Consider the following 19115-nt stretch of genomic DNA (forward strand, 5'->3'; position numbering starts at 1 on the left):
GTGTTTAATGATTGGGTTGGTACTATGAAGCATAAGGGTTACCTTTTAGCGTTTGATTGGATTCGACACCCATAATCAAACCGGTAACCCTTTCTATTTTCAAGAAAAAGTGTCAGATCAAGTCGAAACTAATACAAATTAAGCAACGCTCTGTGATTGTTCCGTATTCTTTTCTATGCGTTCGCCATCTTTGAATTTTACTCCTTGGATAACGTCGGCTAATAATCGATAGCCCCTGAGCTTTCGCCAACGCTTTTGTGCCGTCTCAATCAGCTTAAAGGTCATGCTCAACGTCGTTTCTCGACTGCCGCAATTCTTCGTTCGTTTACCGCGATGACGGACTGTCGCAAAAACCGATTCAATCGGGTTGGTTGTACGTATGTGACCCCAGTGCTCCGCTGGAAAATCATAAAAAGCCAACATAGAGCCTCGGTCTTTTTCCAAGGTGTCCATCGCTTTCGGATACTTGGCCTGGTATTTTTTCAGACAAAGATCGAATGCTTTGTTCGCTGCATTTTTACTTTCGGCCATCCAAATATTCTGTAAATCGACTTTGACTTTGGGCTGCATCGATTTCGGCAATTGGTTCAGCACATTCGCCATTTTGTGCACCCAGCATCGTTGATGTTTGGCTTGCGGCCACTGTTCATTCACGGCACCCCACAAGCCCATTGCACCATCGCCAATGACCAGCTTCGGTGGTTGTTTTAAGCCTTGTCCTTGTAGCCCTAACATCCATTCTGCCCAGCTGTCTATCGACTCCCGATAACCGTCCATGAGCCCAATGAGCTCTTTTTTACCGTCTTCTGTCGAGCCAATCATCACCAACAGACAGAGCTTGCTGTCCTGTCGAACATGCGTGTAAACACCGTCTGCCCAAACGTAGACGTAGTGCTTCTTCGATAGGTCTCGTTTCTGCCATTGTTGAAAATCATAGATCCAGTCTTTCTTGAGACGGCTGATCGTTGCCGCAGAAAGTCCAGGTGCATCTGGCCCCAATAGATGACTCAGTGCTTCTGAGAAATATCCGGTCGAGATGCCTCGCAGATACAACCAAGGTAGAAATTCTTCAATCGCTTTAGTCTTCTTTAAATAAGGCGGAATCAACTGGCTGTGAAATTTAATGCCTTGTCCGGATCGATCTCGCACTTTGGGCACTCTCACCGAAATATCACCCAAGCCGGTCTGAATGGTGCGTTCAGGCAAATAACCATTACGCACAACGGCGGATTTGCCATCCTCAGTTTTTAAAGAGCTGTGTTGTTCAAGCAATTCGGCTAACTCTGCACGAACGGCTTGTTCTAATAATTGCCTTGCTCCTTCCTTCAAAATATCCTGAAGCGGATCAGACAAGGCTGGTTTCTGAAGTGATACGACATTACTATTGCTCATGGTGGTGTACTCCTGCTGGTTGTTGATCTTGCCGGATCAATCAACAGGATACGCTGCCATCTTTTTTTGTCATACACCAGAAATGATCATATCTCTCTTTGCATCAATTAAGTCTATAGGGGTATCTATTGGAAAAACCCGGTTCCCGACTTTTGAGAAATCATAACAACAACCAGGCACAAGTTTGTGCGAAGTGTCTATCTGTAATACCCAATTAAATTTTATCTAGAACCCCATTTCTTTGCCCTTAATTTATCTAACGCTGCGCTAAACGGCGCGATCGAAGTGGTATAGATATAGATGATGTCACATTTATATATCTGGATTGACTGATACATTTACTCGTAGCTCTTTTGATTCTTGAAAACTAGATATTCATTTCCCTGCTTGTCTTTTTTAAACTTAGCTACCTTGCAGTTCATAATTTGGTACTCAAAAATCGCGTGGTTATCTCCAGATCGAAATAACCTGAAACGAATATCTTCTTCGAAAGGGAAAACAGTCAGCTCTAATTCAATCCCTTTCTTCTCAACTGTAAAAACATGAAACAAGCCTCCGCCATCTTCTATCCTTTCTGGAATCACCTCTAAACATTCCAGGAAATCTGTTTTTCCCATTGAAGCATCGCTTTTCCTAGTGTTCATAACACCCAGCTAAGCCCGCTGGAACGGAGTTGATTGTTTTGCTCGAGCGTAGCGAAAAAGCACAAAACGAGCAGCGCAATGGAGGTCGGTTTGAGCTGTTTGCTAGCACTTTCCATTAGAACTCCTTACTAAAATCGGGAAGACCCAGCTCGGCTTTTAACTCAAGAAACCTAACTTCAGTAAATGGGCCCTGAGTGATTTCATTCCAATTTAGATATTTGTCATCTTTAGCTCTATCTATGTAAAAATATGAGATAGAGCCTCCACCAATTGGTTTTTGCTTAGCCACTACGTATTTTTCGTTACTTTCGACCGCTATGACTTCTGCCTCGACCCTGCCAATTGATGCATTTTCACGTATTTCGTGATTGAGCGTTCGATTATCAGCTGTATCTATCCATATTACTTCATACGGACTATCTCTCCACTCAACACCTGAGTCACATGAGATAAGAAACAAAGTAATAATAACAAGTAGTGTTCGATTCATATTGAGTGCTAACGCCTCGCATCAGCCGCGCAGCTTTGCTGCGTCCGGTTGCATGCGTTTGTTAGGTGACTTTTGTAATTACTTCATTCCTGCGCCTACGGTGGCGCGCACAGGTATTCCAGTTGGATCAAATCCGTCCAGGCAGAAAACATTTACCCCAAAATAGTCAGGTGTAACCCTTTTCCTATGAAAAGGATAGATCCCACAAACTCTACAAAAGTAATGTTTTGCAGTGCAAGTATGAAATTGATATGTGGTCAGTGACTCCTCTCCACTTAGTATTCTCATTTCTGTTTCATGCACCTTAACCATAAGAGCGTTTTTCTTACGGCAGATGGAGCAATCGCAAGTTGTAAGCTCAAGAAAATCTGTATCGACTTCAAATTGAACTGTGTGGCAATGACAACTGCCTCTGTAAGTTTCCTTTTTAGTTTTTTTCGGCATGGCTTTTCGTATCACCTAACGTCGTTGAGTACCGGCAAAAATTGAACGCCAGTGTGTTTTTGTCCGGACGGGTGCTTCACTTTGTTAGTAGTTGATAGCGCGACACCCTAAATTTTCCCATTTGCTTTATATCAACCAAAGCAAAACCTGATCTTTTATAAAAATTATGGAGCTCCGGTCTATCGTCACAATCTAAACGAACCCATTTGAAACCTCTTTCCTTTGTATAATCTGTAATCGTATTAAGAGCTTCTTTTCCAAGTTGCTCTCCAGACCTAGCCGGTAAAACTGCCAATTTATGTATGAAAAGGCTATCTGACTCTGTTACTTCCGGCCAAAAGAATGGGTCTGAATTCTGTAAAAACACAACGCCAGCCAAACCAGATTCATAAATAAAAAATAGTTCGCTCAGCTTATAAGAGTTCTTCAAACCATTAACTGAGACTTGCTCTTCAGTCCAAAGTGACTTGTTTGTTCGGTCCAAGCACTCACCTCATCGAGAAGTATTCTTGACGCTTGAGACCAATCCTTTTCAGATGAGACTTGTTCGATTCTCATTCTCTACTACTAACGCTTGCAGCAGCTGAGAGGGCTTTTCGCGTCGACTGCCTGTGATTGTTAAGAGGCGAATGGCCCCAAATGTTCAGTTATAATTTTCCACTGACCATCTTCAAGAATCAGAACGGAAGTGCCTCGACCGCCGCCGGAACACATTTCGCCTTCAATAACACCTTGCCAGTTAAAGTCATATAAGCAAACAGCCTCGGTATTAGATATATGCGCCCAATGAAGATTGGAAATTTCATATTTCTCATCTTGAATTGAGCCAAAGTTACTTACGAATACGCCTCTAACCTCATCCAAACCTTTAAAAGTTCCATTTGAAAAGGTAACACAAACATTCTTGTGCATTAGCGGCTCAACCAATTTCCAATTTTGACTTGCCAATGCACGCTCGTACTTTTTAAGTGTATTTTGAGGTGACAATTCCAATGCCTCTTAACGTCTAAAACTGCGGACACGCCAGTGGTCCGCAGTTTTGTATTGTTAGAATTGGCATGACCGGGAAACTGCTGAACTTTAAATCACAATTGCCACTGGACTTCGCCAATTCCTGATTACCTGGCACCCAACGACTGACGTTGAATGCCTCCCTGATTTTACCTGTGTGCAGTCGCGGACTTGTCGGTGCCATAGAATGTTCACTTATAAAGTGAAGAAAAAATTCTAACGCCACAATCACCGAGCAAAGCTAGGCGTGGTATTGTGAGCAAAGCGAATCACGCTTAGCGGAGTCCGGTTGATTGTTTTGTTAACTGGTGGGCAACCAAACGATTTCATATTTGTAACCATAAGCATTTAGGTGATCTCGGGCACTAAAATAGGTAGAAAAAGGCTCCGTACTTGTTTTGCCTGTTGGTCCCTCAAATTCCCATTGGTATAAAACACCTTCGTCACTAATTTGGTACCGAATATAGTCACAAAAGGGAACCTCCAAAATCTCATCCAATACCGGAAGATCAAAACTATTGTAGTTCCATTTGGTTTTTACAAGTTTGACTTTGTATGGAACCTCATTTTGATAAAACCAAGTGCCATGAGCAACAATACTTTCTTGTTCAATTTTGGCCTCGAATTTTGGATGCAGCTTCTTTTCCATAAGTACAGTTTACGCGATTGTTGTGTACTTATTTCCGTTTATCCTCGTTAAACTTAGTGTCCACCAGACGCTTGAGCCATAAACTCAAACAACTCATCACTGATTCCATGATCTTTTCTAGCTTGAGGCTCATTGTGAAGCAGATCTTTAAATGCCTTTAGTTTTTCATCATCATTCTCAGTAAGCTGAGTTATCATTTCATTCCAGTGATGCATTAGATCTTGCACTTCTCTCGATTTTGGATCAGCTCCATTTGAATGTGCTGATTGCATATTACTTACCCAACCGTTCCACGCAGACTCAAAACTTTCGCCGCTTCCAGCGACGTGCTCACGATTGTGCATTGCATCGATTTCACTTTGATTAAAATATTTGTCATACATTGTCATACTCTCCAAGGTTTGAAATAGGATTTCGTCTAAATCATCTTGAGGTATTGATCGAGTTTCGAGCACATCAACAAGTTTAGTGATCTTGCTTTCAATGCTTTGAATAGTCTGGCGCTGTTGGTTGAGTTTTGATAGTTGTTGCTTGAGTTGAGGCACCAGTTGCCCCGTGTCACTTAGCAATGGTGGCATATCAGCCAAAGAAACGCCTAATTGTCGAAGCGTTCTTATCTGTTGCAACCTTAACAGATCTGATTGATCATATAGTCGATGTCCAGAAGTACTCCTGGGAATCGGTCCAATAAGACCCAGCTCTTCATAGAAATGTAAAGCCCTTGCGGTTAGACCTGTTCTACCTATAACTTCACCAATTTTCCAAACCATTCTTTTACCTCGTTTGATGATAGACATGGAAAGTTTAGATGCTTACGTAACGTAAGATGCAAGAGCTATTTTCAACAAATACAGAACGCCGTGCTCAGCGGCAGTAAACAGCAGAGTGAGGAACGAGCGCCGCTTTTTGCTGTCCGCTGGAGCTAATTGTTATATGATTATTGGTCTTCATCAAGGCATTAACTCTCTGGCAAGGACTCAAATTCTCTTCGTTTTGACTCGAACCATTTATTCATTTCTTCAGGGTTCTTCATAAGCTCTTGAATTTTTTGCATTGCTTCCAAATGTGCTGCATCCTGTTTTTGATACATTTCCATTCCATGCTGCTTGCTCAACTCAGCCATTTCGTCAAATGTATTCGCATGAAACTCTTTTTCACAGGCTCCGCCTAACTGCTTACAATTCATTGTCTTCATTTCTTACTCTTTACCTTTCAGGTTTGATACACATAACGCGGCCAACAGCGGTGAGCGAAGCGAGTCCGGTGCCCGATGATTGGCCTTGTTAAGCGATTGGTTGTGGTCCACCTGCACGCCCTGCAGAATCATAACCGTCCTTTAGCATGTTGATAACATTTTGTACTGCCCATTCGAGTTCATCTTGGTTGCAGTAATACTCGTTGATGGTGCCGTAATTAGTGTATGTTGATTGGTTATAGCCATCTTCGATGTCATTAAACCAAACTACATTGTTACCTATTATGGCTACTACCCAGAACCCTTTACCCTCATTGCCCCAAAGCTTTTGTTGCCATTTTTCTGGATGGATTTTTATGACTTCCCAGATTTTCCTTTGTTCGAGGCTCATGCGATCAAACGCATCATTTATGTCGTCCCAAAGTTTAGCTTCTGATATTGGTTCCCATACCATAATTTATTCGCTTAACGCCTAAAACTTCGGACACGCCCGTGGTCCGCAGCTTTGTATTGTTAGAATTGGCATGATCGGGAAACTGCTGAGCGTTAAATAACAAATGCCACCGGACTTAGCCAATTTCTGATTACCAAGCACTCAACGACCGACTGAAGTTGAATGCCACCTGATTTTACCTGTGTACCATCACGGATTTGTCGGTGCCACAGAACGCTCACTTACAACGCGAGGAAAAATTTTAGGTGCAGCTTTTTGTTAGCTTCTTGCATTTTGGCCTCTCGTTCCGCACGAAGAACCGGAATATAGTTGGTTTATCTCTTCGGCTATCTTTTGCAGTGTACCAATTGAAGAGGGTGAGAGGCCTCCATCTCCATGAGCGAGAATATTCCTGACATGACGCCCAGCATGCAGAACTTTCTCTGCAATACCCATCTCACGCATTTCGGCAATAATTTCATTCTCTTCTGCCTCTGGAATAGGTATAGATTTTCGGTGGTCAAGCGCACCAGACTTGATTATATCAACCATTTTCTTTTGTTGAACTCGCGAAGAAGCTAATAAGTGTGACGAATTATAGCCTTCGCTCTTAATCCAGCCGTGTTCCAAAGCGACGTTTATATAGTCCACGAGTCTCTTTGGTTGTTTTTCTAAAACTAAACTATCTTGCTCTAGTTCAAACTTCAGTTTCAATGCTTTCTCTAATGCGATATAGCCTATAATCTCCGCTGGCTGGTGTAGCCGATATGCGAAATATGTATATAGCGCAATATTCTTAGCGTTTTCAAAAATCTGCTTAACTTCTATAGGTGTTGTTTCAACAAGCACAATTTCAGCAATTCTAGAATGCTATTCGGCTAGTTGAGTGCCTTCATTTCTCGGATCAGAAACCAACACTTGATCAATAGACTTCAATGCATCTGCGGGATGTATTTTTTCTGACATATTTAGGGGAACTCTCCCATAGAGCTAACGCCAAACACCGGCTTGGTGAAGTTAGCGGCTTTTTTGGAACAAAAAGTGGACAGCTTTGCCAAGTCCGCGTGCTTTGACTTGTTAGCTTTTAATAACTTTTCTCCCATTTTTTACCTTGCATAGACATGAAGTCGCCACCCAATTTCCAAACAAGAATTTTGCTACCCTCAGTAGTCGATAAATATGCTCCTGCTGGCACTAAGCTTAAAGTACTTTTTCCTAGAAATAACCCGCCTTCCTCCACGCGGGAATCTGTTGTCTGCCGTCCCTGAAACGTTCTAAACTCAAGAGAAGTTGGCGCTTTAAAATAATAATAATCGTCATCTTCGGCTTCCAATATATACTGCCCTGCGGGGAATAATATTCCGTTTGACTGATTAAGATCATACCAAACCATTGAGTCAAATAGCGTGACGCTTTTGCTCCCATCTTGCTTTAACTGAACGTTTCTTACTTCATTTGTTATAGGGTTTAAAGCTAAGGCACCGCAACCCGCCAATAAAATAATTAGAATTGAAACTAGAATATTTCTCATAACTTCCCCGTAAAGGTAACGCTTGCAGCAGTTGCGCGGTCTTTATCGCGTCGACTGCCTGTGATTTTTAACTGGGACAGAACCCCAGCTTTTTATTTTCTCAGAAATAATATTGAAATCATCGTATAAATGATCACTTCCATCTATTTCAAATAGATCAAGATTCATCGCTTTTACGTTTTCGCAAATATCAGCAAAGCTTCCTAGGAAATCGTTAGTTTGTTGAATAAACAAAAAAGACGAGCTTTCATTCGCAACTGCTTTGAGAATTTCTCCATACTCTACTTCAGAAATTGCTTTCTTAGGGATGCCTAAAAAGACAATATACTTCGGAGAGATTAGTCCTCTATTCAATGCTATTGACGTAAACAACGTACCGATTGATTTAGCAATCACAATACCTGGATTAGCTTCCGCAATAGCATCGATTACAGGTTCTATATTAATTTCACCTTCATCATTGGTTCACCAAGGATACTCAATACTAATCCAATATGAATCTAGAGAAGTTATCAAACGCTTCATCCATTCTCGGTTGGCAGCTTTTAGTCCAGGAACTACGAGTCTTGCTTCCATGATTTCCTACAGTTAACGCCTAAAACTGCGGACACGCTCGTGGTCCGCAGCTTTGTATTGTTAGAATTGGCATGGCCGGGAAACTGCTGAGCTTTAAATAACAAATGCCACCGGATTTAGCCAATTTCTGATTACCAGGCACTCAACGACCGACTGAAGTTGAATGCCACCTGGTTTTACCTGTGTACCATCACGGATTTGTTGGTGCCACAGAATGCTCGCTTACAAAGCGAAGAAACAATTCTAACGTTCTGTAACCGGCGAATTTGAGCGCCACCGAAAATGAGTCCAAGCCCCCTGCACGATGTGCAGGAGTTTGGGCAGAGGTTCACAGGCTTGTTAGCCTAGTTTACCCACCTTAGAACGGTCCTTCATACAACCGATCTTAATAAGCGTTTTAGCCGTAATTCGAAATTTACGCACCTCATCGGGTAACGGGTTATCTAGTTTCTGCAATAACTCGTATTCTTTTTGCAGCTTTTTAACTTTATGTGTTTTTGTCCGACATTCAACACAATGGATACACCTTGCATCATTCCAAAACCCAAGGACTTCGTACCAGTATTTCTGCTCTTTCGCAAAGAAGTAAAACTTCCGGCCACATTTTTGGCAAGTTAATAACTTATCAGTATACGAGTCGAAGTAGGCATAAACTGCATCAGTCGCATTTTGCTGCGAAGGATCCCCTTTGATAGTTTCCTCTTCTCCAGGATTAGGATTTGGGAATCTTGGGTGCTTTACTAAATCCATCTAATTACCTAAGGCTAATGCCTCTATTCAATGGCGAGTTTTTTTTCGAGTCCAGTTGCAATGAATTGTTAACATTCCCAACTTAACCGCTAACATAATTTTCTTGTTTAATCGCATTATGTTTATTGCTCTATAGGGATCTTTGGCCTCATCGTCGATGATATTATCAGCCAGTTTGAAGCCAAGCTTAGAGTACAAAGCAATTCCTCTTTCATTAAATGGAAATACTTCCAATTCAACTGACTCCAGACCAAGGTCACCAAATGCAAGATCTAACAGGATTTTTATTGTTGAAAATCCAATACCATTTGAAAAATTTTTCTTATTAAATATGCCAATTCGAAAATGACAGTTTTTATCATCAATGTCTGATAGTACAGCCTCACCAATTATTTCGTCAATTTTTGAAATCAAAAAATCATATTGTGTAGAGTCCTCTGTAATTTTTAGAATATAAGACTCAGCCTGACCCTTTGTGAATTGCTCCGTCGTACCTGTAAAGTACCTGGTTTCTTCTGAGACTTCAACGAAACCAAATTTATAATAGGAGTCTATATCCATAGGTTGGATGATTTTTATCTGATAATCTTTAAATGCAAAATTGTAATTCAACATTCCTACCTCACCGATGTTAACGCCCAATAACCGGCAGCTGTAACGTGGCTCCCATCAATACCGATGTTATGGTATGGTAAAAATTACATGACTCTATGGCGTGTATAAATTCCAAACTACCTTCCTGTAGAATCCAAATGCCTGTAGCGCCTGCACGTATTGAGGAGTGCTTTTTGTGTAAAATTGAGTGCAGGAAAAACACAAAAAAGCGCGTAGTAATTTTTGTTAGGTGGCTACACTTGTTATAACGGGAATCAATCAATAAACTCTTGAATATTCACCATTATCTTATTCATCAGATTCTGTGCAGATTTTATCTTCCCTTTGGAAACAGTAGTGATCAGTATATTAGTTAGTGGGGTTGTGCACCCTCACAAGACTAATGCTAATGCCAAAAATACTACCTTTTCTTTCCTCTGCGGCTTTACGAATTGCCGGATAATCATTCTCTGGAATATCTTCCCCATCAAAGCCGTCATCTGGATTAACGCCATACATTTCCAGTGTTAGATAATCAAGAAGATAAACAATGCGTGAGTCGTCTTTTTCAGAGGAGCCTGTGCCCACCTCAACGATACTTATCAATTCTTCTATTGCTGACCAGATATCCATATTTGATTCCGCACAACGCCCCGCCCAAAGGTAGCCAAATAAGTACAGCGTTTTGTGCGTCCCAGTGACCAAACGGGGGCGAGTGTTGCGGTTTGTTAAGTGTGTTTAGCAAGACTGAGTATTTCATTGTAAACATCCATGTAATTTCCGTAAATATCAGCGTCTGCTGCATACATCTCCTGATTAGCAGCTATATATTCCACATCCTTCATTAGCTCTGAAATCACGGGAAGGATGTGGTCAGGCTGTTCCTTCAATTTCTGTAATATTAAGCTAAGGAACGCACTTGCCGCGTCCGAGCTTTCATAAAACCCAAAATCACCGTTGCGGACAAAATCCCGAAACCCAAACACATAGTATTGAAATGGCTTCTTCGGCATCCAATGTAAATCTTCTGCGCGCATTAAAACGTGGTCTTTATACTGAGGTAGCATCTCAGCATTACTTTTTCCAAAGAATTGATCACGAGCATAATTAACGTCTAAATCTAGAGCGAATTCCCTGTCATAGTCTGCCCAATCATCTTCTGTAGGTATTTTGTTCGTCATGGGGAGATCACTTAACGCCTCAAACAGATACGGTTTTGCAGTCGATTGTTTTGTAGTATCGTAGCGTTAATCCACAAAACAAGGAGCAGAATAGCTGTCAGAATGGTTGGTCTTGTTAGGAAAATCCAACCAACATATTTAATTTCTAAAGTACTCATATTTATTATTCATATTTAACCTCTCGGTATCACTTAATATAATACCATCAAGCCAAAGACTCCTTAGTGAGGGTAGCTCGTATATATGCGGCATTACCCCTTTAAACGTTAGGCGCGTTTGCCCCTCGTATCCACCCACCGATAGATGTTTAAGATTTTGCAGCTTTGATAGTGGAGCTAAATCCGCCTCGCTGATATCAATAGACCATATATCGAGTGACTCAAGCTGTGACATCGTAGAAATACTCTGTAGCCCTTTAGCAGTCAATTTTGAGGCACCAACACTAAGGTGCTTTATTGTCTGAGAGGTTGCTATAATTGCTGCTAACTTATCCGTAAATTTTGTTGCCTCAAGGTCAAGGTTTGTTAGGTATGGCAAATAGAGCAATGCTTCTAGTGCTCTCTTAGTTATTTCTGAGTTTTGAGCACCAATCTCACGTATTTTGGGAAGATTAGATATTTCTAAAAGATCGGCTTCGCTCATATAATGGTTGCAACGGAATTCTTGTAACTCGATGGCCTCAGAAAAATTCACCAGTTTTCCAGGATTACGAATTTCAAGGATATCCAGTACTTTTAAGTTCGGTATAGTGATCACATGCCTCATTGCCGTTCTATTAACCGAACTCCAGAGAAACAGTTCTTTAACTGATTTCAGACTACAGAAACCTTCCGCGATTTTCACTGTGAGATTTTTTAGTTTAGTGAGTGACAGTTTCTCTATTTCGCTATACCTGCCCAGGTTCTTGAGATCAATCTCGGAGTATGGTCCTTCAATAGATACGTTATTCCCTTCTTCTTCAATTTTAACCATTGAGGCCTCCAATTTATCTCTTCCTGACGCTCGTATAAATAGCGAGTAACTTGTTGTACATCCAAGGCACGGAGTGCCTGTTTGTGTTAGCGTTTGTTATACTTTGTCGTCGGATTCATCCGCGAAATCCTGCCATTCATTTTCATGGTAAGACTCCGAGTTTGATAGAACACAGTACACTCCGTTGCTCTCATCAAAACCTTTACTCACAAGGCTAATGCAATGATGAGTATCACCATCGTCAAGTGAGAGCCTAACCTCTAAATCTTGATTCTCGAAGGTCTCAAGTTCGGCGATTAGTTGCCTAATCGCTTTCCTCAAGTCACCCGTTCAGTGATTGGTTGCTTTAATTTGTTCATAACATATAACGAGGCTGTAGAAAAACTCTGAGATTTTCATATCCTCTATAATTGAACAAAATACGACCTTCCAAATGTGCTTCTACACGAATTCTGCATAGCTTTCACTCTTAACTTTCTTCGAAGTTTTACCTAAAGCCCGGTCAGAAAAATGCGCTGAGGTTTTCCTACAGCCTGAACGCCTTTCTTTGCGGAAAACAAAACACGCCAGCGGTTTGGTTTTTCGCAAGAGAAAATCGTTAGGGCTTCTACTGCACGAACTGTTTAAATATGCTCTGTATTGAAACTAGAGGATTACCATAACCATATAGCTTACCCTCTTGGTCTCCACCACTTAAATTTATGCCAACTACTTCGCCTTTAGAATTCAAAATAGCCGCGCCACTAGTACCATTCAAATTTAACCCGGGATCTTCAAATTGATACGAGATCCAATTTTTACCGTATTCTAAAATCATAGCTTTATGCAGAAGCAATTCAGGTGGCCGATTATAAACTAATCCGTACAACCAGACGGATTCTCCAACTTTGGGAGGTAATTGTGCGATAGTCAAATAGTTATCGGGCTTCTGTTTAAGTTTAAAAACAGCTATGTCATTCTTTCCCGTCCAAATTGAAACTGACTTAGCCCCTTTGATTTCAATAGCCTTGCCAGCTGAATACTTAATCTTTTCATCACTCAAGCTTTGAAGCGAAACCTTGCTAACCAACCCCTGCAATTCTCTCCAATTGTATTCTCGGCTAAACCCACCTGCTTCACTAAATAAGTGATGTGCGGTTACTGCGTAATAGTTTTCCTTATACTTAACAACAAATGCAGTGCCTGCCTTTTGCTCACCTTCAGTTGTTACAAATGAGGGCTCGAACACAGACCTTAGAGCTTCCTCTTTAAGTTCCAATGCGTTTGCAAATAAGGTCAAGACCGATAAGCCACAAACAAACAGTAATTTTCTAAACATATCTTCTCCAATTACGGTACAAACTTTAGAAAGCCCTATGCCAGGCTTCGCTGCAATTTTGGGAGTCGCGGAGCGGTGGAAAAATTGTCCGCCAACAGCGACCTGTTGGGTTTCGAGTTAATTCGAATTGTAACCATGCGTGCGAGATAGTAAGACATTCTCCCGATGAGTTTCGCGGGCGATAACTTCATTTTTGTTTGCATGCACATCTGCTACTTTAAGAATTGAAAAGCGGAAAGCGTCGGCGGGTTTTGCACTGAGTTCTTTAAATAGCATTCGCAGCTCTACATTATTCCCCTGCCCCGATGAGGAATACTGTGCCCAGCGGCCCCAAATACCGCCTTCCCCATATGCGCTACCGATATAAAGCTTCCCTGACTTTGTATCTGATATTACGTAAACCCCAGAGGCAGAAGTTAGTGCACCTCTCCAAGTGGCGAATAACGCCATCTAGCAAATTCACAGACTTAAAGCCAGAAAACTCTGATAAGGTGAGGCGCTCTGGTTTGAGTTCCGATACCGATCCACTCCACCGATCAGCCAGCAAGTCTGCGTGCTTTGACCTGTTTCAAACTACGTAGCTCTAATTAACTTTGATAATACCTGGTGGCACGCAAAATATAGAAGTTGTTCTATGTCTTCAATGCCGAATATTGGTTTATACCTAATAAAACCTCGTAGACTAAACACGCCTCTCAGATACTGATTCCAGGGCATTTTAGCGCAGTATTTGGCCGTTTTTATAGTTTTACCCGATTCAATATTAAAGAGACGTGATACTACGGACACTTTAGGGCGCCAAAATATAGGAACCGCTCCCAGTGAACCTAATGATATACCGTCAAATTCGCCACCTTGAAAATTCACCACCGCCACTTCTAGCCCAAGATCAGTTTTCTTCGCATCCGTTCTGGAAGAAATGTGCGGAAGCGAAAATAGCTCTGTCAGCTTTTCTCGAATACCACCTTCCAGATCTTCTTTACCAATAAAACCCCACTCATCAGACTTCATGTAATCCTGCTTGGGTATGACCATCAGCTTATCGAGATATACACGAGCCTTTTCCTTTTTAAATATATTCCTGATCATTGCGACTCTCTAAAAGGTTGTAACGTCGCATTCAGCGGTTTGCCCGCTGCAATGCTTTGTATGGTCCAATTTCCCTAAATTCGATAACGTGAGCCCGTAACTTGTAGCAGCAAGTTACCGGATCTGTAGCCCCCGATGCATGGCAGGTTTTTTAGGGCCTCTGAGCCCGAATTTAACAAGGATGATTCACCATGACAAACCCTAAAGAGCGAGCGGGAATCAATGTCGGCGTAGACGTCGGTCCGCTTCAACCGGACATTCATATCCAGGAAAGAGACCGGTATTTCTCAGTAGAGAACTCTCCGGCCGGAATCCGGGAAGCCCTCACGGTGATTAGCCATAATAAGGCGTGGCTTCAAGTGAGATTTGCGACTTCCTTGATCGGGTCATGATCATACATCCCTATACTGATAAATATACAGTATCGAATGGTGCCGGTTGTTGGCGTGAATATCAATAGTTAAGATGGATGTCCTGTGTTGTTTCTGGATACGAAGAAGAGTTCGAATGGCCTTCTGGCGACAGTGGCGAAAACCGCGAACCAAAGTAAGAAATTTAATGAGGCTTGGTGTGCATGTGCAGGCTGCCGTTGCCTGCGGCATTACCAGTAAAGGCCCATTGAGCAGTGCGAAAACACCCGGCATCAATCAGGCATTGAATGATGAATACTTGAAGAAAGCTGGGTTGATCTCACTACGCGATGGATGGATCAAGCTTCACTATTCTTAATGCAACGCCCTGTGCGGATCCGCCGGTCCGACATCTCGGTGCAGGGTGTTGTGGGGGCTGGAGGCTAGATACCCCCGGTTACCCGGTTGGGCGTCTTTTCCACTTAATATCTTTGAATTGAAAACGAATATATTCGACCAATTCTGTATGACTATAGATAAAACTTTGTAAAAGTGGGCTCACGGTCTGTTCGACAAGATCTATTTGTTCATATGAGAGGAATCTTTTGTTCATTACAACAAAATTTCCATTGTCATCTCCAACATACGTGTTGTAACAGGTATGGTCAGTTTCAAACTCATCTAATAGATCAAACTTATCTCCACATATATTGCTTGAAGTGAAATTTTCTATTGCCTCTGCATCTGATAAGAAGGTTTTCCACAACCGAGTGAGTTCCTTATCCCAAAAAGGATATGCTTGAGGGTTCCCCTTCCTAAAGTTAGAAAAAACGTCTGAGATGTCAAAATCTAATGATAGTTTATGAGGCAAATCCATCGCCATTGTTCTCAAATCCAAGAATGGTATAAATTCAGAGAGAGCATTTAATGAATTGAGATCCTGCTCGTACCCTCGATTCCTATTAAGACGCGCTGTGATATCAGCCTCATGTTTTGATTTAATTTCACGAAGCCAATGTTCAGGATAGTCTGATGGTCGTGAATCTACTTTTTTATGATCAATCGAGCAAAGCAAAATCAGGTTATCATACGTGTCATTTTTTGGGGTATTTTCATCGCCTCTGGGGTCTTTGGGGCTTTTGCAATTATGTGGGCCATTTCCCCAATAACCACATCGTCCTTTATTACATCTTGCTTGCAAATATTGCACTGACCCGCCGAACGGCTGAACAATTTTTTTATATCAGTTTTATTAATTGCCACTTTTCTATCCTTTACACTCCGAGAGGTATAACGCCTAGCTCTGCGGCACAGTGCAGTTGGTGGCTTTTTTGAGTCTTTTTTCAAAAAAGGCGACTACTGTACCGTGTCCGTAGAAGCTACTTGTTAAGTGATTATGCTCCAGACAATGCAATTAGCATATCCTTTATATACAACTCTAAGTTTGCTGCCAAAGTACCTATATTGAACGTAGACTCATCAACACTCCCAGAGTGCACTAATTTGCTTCTAGCCTCATAGCACCGTTTGATAAAGACTTCAGGATTTACCCCATCATAAGTCTTGCCAGTTAAATGCCTCATTGCCATTTTTCTTAAGCTCTGAGAAATGGAATCCTTGTATAGCCACCTCAATGACCCTTTAATGGAATTTTTCTCTTCTTCAGTAATGTCCGATGTTTTTACTCTATTAATCAGTTCATCAACTAAATTAATTGTATTTTGAGACCTATCCTCTGGCTTCAATATTGACTCAGCAGCCAATACCAACGTTAGAAACCTTGCGCGGACAGAAGATTCAAAAAATGAAGCTGTCATTAGCTCCATTGCCAGTTTTATCTGACTATCAAATTGAATAACTTTACAGAGAAGATCCTGAATTTCATTAGTTAGAAACTCGGCTTCCCTTACATCGACCAAACCAGTTGCGCTTAATGACAAGCATGACGTTGGATGCTCTTCGCTATAAACCGCCAATCCATGGACGTCATCGATCATCTTTACGCCGTGCTCGTTGAAAATCTTATCTTTTACCGAGGAAGCAAGGAAAACAGAATCTTTATCCTTTCCAAGATCTACACCAACTCTATATTTTGTCCCGTACAACAATATGGCGTCTTTAATTTTGCACCCATACAGATGCGCTTGTTCTACTGTTTCGTAGCCTCTAGATATAATTACAAATTTTGTTGATTCACAAAATTTCTCCGCACCAACACAATACAAAGTCGCTACATGACCATTTGGCAGACAAAACTCCAATTCTTTGCCTTCGCCGGATATGATTCCTTTATGAGCAACATGAAATCTTATGCGAAGCCTGAATGTACTCATAAGTTCGACTCTTGAATTCACTTAACGCTTGGGTATGCCGCCGGAACGGAGTTGTTTGTTTTGCGCTAGCGTAGCGAAAAAGCGCAAAACGAGCAACGCAGTGGAAGCCGCTTGTTAGCTGTTGATGCTTGTAAAATCGTCATAGCAGTTATGAGCAAACGTTAATTTCTTTCCGCTACTAAAGTAGAACACAGATGAGATCAACTCGTCATTACCAGAATATTGAATTTCCATTAGCTTACTACCAACTACACCATCCAATTCACATAGGTTGAGCAACACCAAACATACATCAATGTTATCGTTTACCGGCTCAGAAGGAGCCTCGTTACGCCAAAATATGGTACCGCCATCGAAACAGAGCTTCGACCATATTGAATCAAATTTTAGATAGATTGTATTCGCTGGATCAGTTATTGATTCACCTTTCTGCTGTTGAATAAGGTAAAGACCGCCGCATGTTTTACCAATAATATTTGGCTCATCTCCACTTAATTGATATTCCATGGCTGATTCCTAATGGACTGCTAACGTTTCACATCAGCCGGCCGAAAATCGCGTAGCGTTTTTTTTGGCTCGGCTGGGTGTGCTTGTTAGCAATAAGCCGAGGTGTGCATACACCTAGGTTTAGTTTTGTCAGTTTACATCTGGGTCATATTCGCACCAGCATGTTCCATCGCCATTCTCGTTTTCTTCGCACCAACCGGTTCCCTTCAAGCCTTCCAAGCAGTTAGTGGCAAACGTATCGCAAGTGTTCTCTTCGCCTGCGATGACATCGCAGGCGCTAAGGCCCGGTCCAACCGGATATTCGGAGTCTCCAGGAAACTCGGCGACGATAATTTTTGGGATCAGGCGGGGAGGATGCGGCGGCTTACTATCACCGCAATATCTAGCGAAATACTCCTCGTTTCTAAATCCTTTAGTGCTCTTGGTCTTGTGTCCGCGCTTGATGCTCGTGCAAAGCCTATCTATAAACCATGCATACAACTCTTCGCTTTCTACAGAATGCGTTGATGTTTTATCCTGAGCAAAAAAACTTTGGATTGGCACTACAGTTAGCATGGAAGCTCACAGGACGATCGAGACTGTAGAAGCATAGAAAACCTGTGATTTAGTCTTGCTTAACATAAGATATTCTTCTTTTGGGTGTGTGAGTATTGTTAACAGTTATTCCACATCACCAGATAAAATACCCAGCAAACGCTTTTTCCTGAGCCGCCAAACTCACTCAGTATCCTTAACCCATATCAACCTAGGCAAACACCCTATTTCTGTCAATTTCACTCACCGAATATCAGGATACTGAGTCTTAAAAGCACGATGATTTGTGGCATTTGCTACACAAGACAGGTGTTATTTTATACATGCTGTTTATGACCTTTATGGATATTCTTTTATAGCCCGCTGACTAACCGTCAATCCCGAATGCCGTCGCTACTTTGCGGTTAACTGTTTCAATTTGTTTGGGAAATTCGTTGATGTAGTTCTTCATCATTTCGCGCAGGACATTGTCAGCCCCAGTCCCCATAACATTTTGCGATGCATCCATCAATCGGCTGTTCTGCCCCATACCGATGACATAATCCACCTGATAACGATCACACCCGCCCAGAATCATCGGCGTGCAGAATCCAGCATCTCCTCGTAGAACAATGTTCACCCTTGGCCAGACCTGGCGCAGCCGTTTGGTCAACAGGGCCAAAGCAGCACCGGCATGATGAGCAGCACCACAGGAGGAGGGCCGCAGATAGGCCGTCAGCAACTGATGACCACAAAACACATACAGGGGTAGAAAACAGTGATGGTCATAATAGTGATTGAGGTATTTACCCACCTGATCACCATGAATGGGGTTATCCGTGGCGTCGAAGTCCAGAATCAGTTTCTTGGGAGGCGTCTTAAAGCTGTCGGTAAATTGTTGTACCAGGGCGTCATGTAAATGAATCATCGTGTGTCGATCTGCCTGATATTCAGAGCGATGTAAGGTGGCCATGATCGCCAGAGAGGTATCGGTCTCGACCGTGGTTTGGAACACCGTATCATGACGCAGTGTGCAATGGTCATTGAGATCTTCATAACCGGTGGCCAGGGTATAGACGCGTTGGCGTAGCATCGTCAGTTGAGTATGGTCACATCGCCCTGAACACGGTTATCGCACAAAAC

25 protein-coding genes and 1 pseudogene are annotated in these 19115 nt (G+C 42.0%); 1 reads left to right on the forward strand and 25 read right to left on the reverse strand.

Going from position 1 to position 19115, the window contains the following annotated elements:
• Positions 1-138 precede the first annotated feature (138 nt).
• From ACQY6I_RS08975 to ACQY6I_RS09070, 20 genes are all read right to left on the reverse strand, one after another.
• Positions 139-1392, reverse strand: a complete 1254-nt coding sequence (locus tag ACQY6I_RS08975) for an IS256 family transposase (RefSeq protein WP_428241143.1) — start codon at positions 1390-1392, stop codon at positions 139-141.
• Between the two features lie 338 nt (positions 1393-1730).
• A complete protein-coding gene (locus ACQY6I_RS08980; RefSeq protein ID WP_428241144.1) occupies positions 1731-2036 on the reverse strand; it encodes a hypothetical protein in 306 nt (101 codons plus the stop codon).
• 115 nt (positions 2037-2151) lie between these two features.
• Positions 2152-2526: a hypothetical protein gene (locus ACQY6I_RS08985; RefSeq protein ID WP_428241145.1), complete on the reverse strand. Its 375-nt coding sequence runs from the start codon at positions 2524-2526 to the stop codon at positions 2152-2154.
• A 78-nt stretch (positions 2527-2604) separates the two neighbouring features.
• On the reverse strand, positions 2605-2970 hold the full coding sequence (locus ACQY6I_RS08990; protein ID WP_428241146.1) for a GFA family protein: 366 nt from the start codon (positions 2968-2970) through the stop codon (positions 2605-2607).
• 76 nt (positions 2971-3046) lie between these two features.
• Entirely contained in the window at positions 3047-3454 is a 408-nt protein-coding gene (locus ACQY6I_RS08995; protein WP_428241147.1) for a GNAT family N-acetyltransferase, read from the reverse strand.
• Between the two features lie 134 nt (positions 3455-3588).
• Positions 3589-3957 carry a nuclear transport factor 2 family protein gene (locus ACQY6I_RS09000; RefSeq protein WP_428241148.1) on the reverse strand — a complete coding sequence of 123 codons (369 nt, stop codon included), beginning with the start codon at positions 3955-3957 and terminating at the stop codon, positions 3589-3591.
• A 325-nt stretch (positions 3958-4282) separates the two neighbouring features.
• The gene (locus tag ACQY6I_RS09005) at positions 4283-4630 is read right to left on the reverse strand and encodes a hypothetical protein (RefSeq protein WP_428241149.1); all 348 of its coding nucleotides are present in this window, start codon (positions 4628-4630) and stop codon (positions 4283-4285) included.
• 53 nt (positions 4631-4683) lie between these two features.
• Complete coding sequence (locus ACQY6I_RS09010) at positions 4684-5427, reverse strand: MerR family transcriptional regulator (RefSeq protein WP_428241150.1); 744 nt, start codon at positions 5425-5427, stop codon at positions 4684-4686.
• Positions 5428-5588: 161 nt separating this feature from the next.
• A complete protein-coding gene (locus ACQY6I_RS09015; RefSeq protein WP_428241151.1) occupies positions 5589-5825 on the reverse strand; it encodes a DUF1059 domain-containing protein in 237 nt (78 codons plus the stop codon).
• Positions 5826-5913: 88 nt separating this feature from the next.
• Positions 5914-6279 (reverse strand): hypothetical protein, encoded by a 366-nt coding sequence (locus ACQY6I_RS09020; protein WP_428241152.1) that lies wholly within the window; start codon positions 6277-6279, stop codon positions 5914-5916.
• Between the two features lie 258 nt (positions 6280-6537).
• The gene (locus tag ACQY6I_RS09025; protein WP_428241153.1) at positions 6538-7107 is read right to left on the reverse strand and encodes a hypothetical protein; all 570 of its coding nucleotides are present in this window, start codon (positions 7105-7107) and stop codon (positions 6538-6540) included.
• A 235-nt stretch (positions 7108-7342) separates the two neighbouring features.
• Entirely contained in the window at positions 7343-7789 is a 447-nt protein-coding gene (locus ACQY6I_RS09030; RefSeq protein WP_428241154.1) for a hypothetical protein, read from the reverse strand.
• Positions 7790-7831: 42 nt separating this feature from the next.
• Complete coding sequence (locus tag ACQY6I_RS09035) at positions 7832-8185, reverse strand: hypothetical protein (RefSeq protein ID WP_428241155.1); 354 nt, start codon at positions 8183-8185, stop codon at positions 7832-7834.
• 519 nt (positions 8186-8704) lie between these two features.
• Positions 8705-9115, reverse strand: coding sequence for a zinc-ribbon domain containing protein (locus ACQY6I_RS09040; protein WP_428241156.1), 411 nt, complete (start codon positions 9113-9115; stop codon positions 8705-8707).
• 27 nt (positions 9116-9142) lie between these two features.
• Positions 9143-9730, reverse strand: coding sequence for a GNAT family N-acetyltransferase (locus ACQY6I_RS09045; protein WP_428241157.1), 588 nt, complete (start codon positions 9728-9730; stop codon positions 9143-9145).
• Between the two features lie 348 nt (positions 9731-10078).
• Positions 10079-10342 carry a hypothetical protein gene (locus ACQY6I_RS09050; RefSeq protein ID WP_428241158.1) on the reverse strand — a complete coding sequence of 88 codons (264 nt, stop codon included), beginning with the start codon at positions 10340-10342 and terminating at the stop codon, positions 10079-10081.
• Between the two features lie 95 nt (positions 10343-10437).
• Complete coding sequence (locus ACQY6I_RS09055; protein WP_428241159.1) at positions 10438-10890, reverse strand: hypothetical protein; 453 nt, start codon at positions 10888-10890, stop codon at positions 10438-10440.
• Positions 10891-11028: 138 nt separating this feature from the next.
• Positions 11029-11862 (reverse strand): hypothetical protein, encoded by an 834-nt coding sequence (locus ACQY6I_RS09060; protein WP_428241160.1) that lies wholly within the window; start codon positions 11860-11862, stop codon positions 11029-11031.
• Between the two features lie 607 nt (positions 11863-12469).
• On the reverse strand, positions 12470-13180 hold the full coding sequence (locus ACQY6I_RS09065) for a S1 family peptidase (RefSeq protein WP_428241161.1): 711 nt from the start codon (positions 13178-13180) through the stop codon (positions 12470-12472).
• Between the two features lie 573 nt (positions 13181-13753).
• Entirely contained in the window at positions 13754-14269 is a 516-nt protein-coding gene (locus ACQY6I_RS09070; protein ID WP_428241162.1) for a hypothetical protein, read from the reverse strand.
• Positions 14270-14776: 507 nt separating this feature from the next.
• Here ACQY6I_RS09070 and ACQY6I_RS09075 point away from each other — a divergent pair.
• Positions 14777-14998: a hypothetical protein gene (locus ACQY6I_RS09075; protein ID WP_428241163.1), complete on the forward strand. Its 222-nt coding sequence runs from the start codon at positions 14777-14779 to the stop codon at positions 14996-14998.
• Positions 14999-15076: 78 nt separating this feature from the next.
• On the opposite strand, the gene ACQY6I_RS09080 is transcribed toward ACQY6I_RS09075, so the two are convergent.
• From ACQY6I_RS09080 to ACQY6I_RS09100, 5 genes and pseudogenes are all read right to left on the reverse strand, one after another.
• Positions 15077-15829: a hypothetical protein gene (locus tag ACQY6I_RS09080; protein WP_428241164.1), complete on the reverse strand. Its 753-nt coding sequence runs from the start codon at positions 15827-15829 to the stop codon at positions 15077-15079.
• Between the two features lie 184 nt (positions 15830-16013).
• On the reverse strand, positions 16014-16952 hold the full coding sequence (locus tag ACQY6I_RS09085) for a hypothetical protein (protein WP_428241165.1): 939 nt from the start codon (positions 16950-16952) through the stop codon (positions 16014-16016).
• Positions 16953-17066: 114 nt separating this feature from the next.
• Positions 17067-17459 (reverse strand): hypothetical protein, encoded by a 393-nt coding sequence (locus tag ACQY6I_RS09090; RefSeq protein ID WP_428241166.1) that lies wholly within the window; start codon positions 17457-17459, stop codon positions 17067-17069.
• Between the two features lie 129 nt (positions 17460-17588).
• A complete protein-coding gene (locus ACQY6I_RS09095; protein ID WP_428241167.1) occupies positions 17589-18014 on the reverse strand; it encodes a hypothetical protein in 426 nt (141 codons plus the stop codon).
• A 346-nt stretch (positions 18015-18360) separates the two neighbouring features.
• Positions 18361-19077: pseudogene (locus ACQY6I_RS09100) on the reverse strand (transposase); the annotation flags it as partial.
• Positions 19078-19115: the final 38 nt, after the last annotated feature.

The sequence above is a fragment of the Gynuella sp. genome (genome assembly GCF_050297175.1).
Lineage (GTDB): Bacteria > Pseudomonadota > Gammaproteobacteria > Pseudomonadales > Natronospirillaceae > Gynuella.

Bases quoted from the DNA above. Each gene is read 5' to 3' on its own strand.
- ACQY6I_RS08990 (WP_428241146.1), bottom strand. From the start codon at position 2,970: ATGCCGAAAAAAACTAAAAAGGAAACTTACAGAGGCAGTTGTCATTGC.
- ACQY6I_RS09010 (WP_428241150.1), bottom strand. From the start codon at position 5,427: ATGTCTATCATCAAACGAGGTAAAAGAATGGTTTGGAAAATTGGTGAA.
- ACQY6I_RS09045 (WP_428241157.1), bottom strand. From the start codon at position 9,730: ATGTTGAATTACAATTTTGCATTTAAAGATTATCAGATAAAAATCATC.
- ACQY6I_RS09075 (WP_428241163.1), top strand. From the start codon at position 14,777: ATGGCCTTCTGGCGACAGTGGCGAAAACCGCGAACCAAAGTAAGAAAT.
- ACQY6I_RS09020 (WP_428241152.1), bottom strand. From the start codon at position 6,279: ATGGTATGGGAACCAATATCAGAAGCTAAACTTTGGGACGACATAAAT.
- ACQY6I_RS09050 (WP_428241158.1), bottom strand. From the start codon at position 10,342: ATGGATATCTGGTCAGCAATAGAAGAATTGATAAGTATCGTTGAGGTG.
- ACQY6I_RS09015 (WP_428241151.1), bottom strand. From the start codon at position 5,825: ATGAAGACAATGAATTGTAAGCAGTTAGGCGGAGCCTGTGAAAAAGAG.
- ACQY6I_RS09060 (WP_428241160.1), bottom strand. From the start codon at position 11,862: ATGGTTAAAATTGAAGAAGAAGGGAATAACGTATCTATTGAAGGACCA.
- ACQY6I_RS09085 (WP_428241165.1), bottom strand. From the start codon at position 16,952: ATGAGTACATTCAGGCTTCGCATAAGATTTCATGTTGCTCATAAAGGA.
- ACQY6I_RS09065 (WP_428241161.1), bottom strand. From the start codon at position 13,180: ATGTTTAGAAAATTACTGTTTGTTTGTGGCTTATCGGTCTTGACCTTA.
- ACQY6I_RS09005 (WP_428241149.1), bottom strand. From the start codon at position 4,630: ATGGAAAAGAAGCTGCATCCAAAATTCGAGGCCAAAATTGAACAAGAA.
- ACQY6I_RS09095 (WP_428241167.1), bottom strand. From the start codon at position 18,014: ATGCTAACTGTAGTGCCAATCCAAAGTTTTTTTGCTCAGGATAAAACA.
- ACQY6I_RS08985 (WP_428241145.1), bottom strand. From the start codon at position 2,526: ATGAATCGAACACTACTTGTTATTATTACTTTGTTTCTTATCTCATGT.
- ACQY6I_RS09040 (WP_428241156.1), bottom strand. From the start codon at position 9,115: ATGGATTTAGTAAAGCACCCAAGATTCCCAAATCCTAATCCTGGAGAA.
- ACQY6I_RS09030 (WP_428241154.1), bottom strand. From the start codon at position 7,789: ATGAGAAATATTCTAGTTTCAATTCTAATTATTTTATTGGCGGGTTGC.
- ACQY6I_RS09055 (WP_428241159.1), bottom strand. From the start codon at position 10,890: ATGACGAACAAAATACCTACAGAAGATGATTGGGCAGACTATGACAGG.
- ACQY6I_RS09070 (WP_428241162.1), bottom strand. From the start codon at position 14,269: ATGATCAGGAATATATTTAAAAAGGAAAAGGCTCGTGTATATCTCGAT.
- ACQY6I_RS08980 (WP_428241144.1), bottom strand. From the start codon at position 2,036: ATGAACACTAGGAAAAGCGATGCTTCAATGGGAAAAACAGATTTCCTG.
- ACQY6I_RS09090 (WP_428241166.1), bottom strand. From the start codon at position 17,459: ATGGAATATCAATTAAGTGGAGATGAGCCAAATATTATTGGTAAAACA.
- ACQY6I_RS08975 (WP_428241143.1), bottom strand. From the start codon at position 1,392: ATGAGCAATAGTAATGTCGTATCACTTCAGAAACCAGCCTTGTCTGAT.